A 634-nucleotide genomic window follows, 5' to 3' on the forward strand; every position below is an offset into this window, starting at 1 on the left:
CGTCCCCTCCGGAATCGTATACCCATTATTCACCGTGATCTTCACGGTTCTGGTCTTGGCAAGCCACTCCACCGTGGCGCCCAGGCATTCGCTGATGAAGCGCAGGGGCACCATGGTCCGGCTGCCGGCAATCACTGCCTTGGTATCGAAATACCTGGTCCGGCCGTTAACGGCGGCTTTGCTTTCGCCGATTTTCAAGGTGATGGTCCTGTCTTCTTTGCTGATGGTGACCACTCTTGTTTCGGCGTTCCAGTCCACCTTTGCCCCCAAAGCTTCGCTCACAAAACGCACCGGTACCAGGGTGCGGTTGTTTTTATCGATATACGGTTTTTGGTCGGGGAACGCTATTTTGTGATTGTTGACCAGCACCGTGATGTCGCCGGCAGCCTCGGCAACTGCCGCTGTGCTAAAGGTAAGCAGGAGAACAAGGACAAGCAAATTAATGTATTTTTTCATGTGAAAAACCTCCCCGTAAAGCAAAAATACGTCTATATTATACCTGAACCACCATTAACTGCCAATACATTTATCGCATTATTCTGAAATTTTTTTCGGCGCCAATACCCCACTCGGCCTGCGGCCTTGGGGGTAAAAAGGTAGTTTGCCCTGCGGGCAAACGTGGCATTTTTTCTCG

General features: G+C 51.1%; 1 protein-coding gene. It reads right to left on the reverse strand.

All coding sequences use genetic code 11. The features are described from left to right. A partial coding sequence (locus Tfer_RS15750; RefSeq protein ID WP_160315582.1) for a copper amine oxidase N-terminal domain-containing protein occupies positions 1-456 on the reverse strand: 456 nt, incomplete at its 3' end. Positions 457-634 lie beyond the last annotated feature (178 nt).

Origin of the sequence: Thermincola ferriacetica (assembly GCF_001263415.1) — a bacterium.
Classification (GTDB): Bacteria; Bacillota; Thermincolia; order Thermincolales; family Thermincolaceae; genus Thermincola; species Thermincola ferriacetica.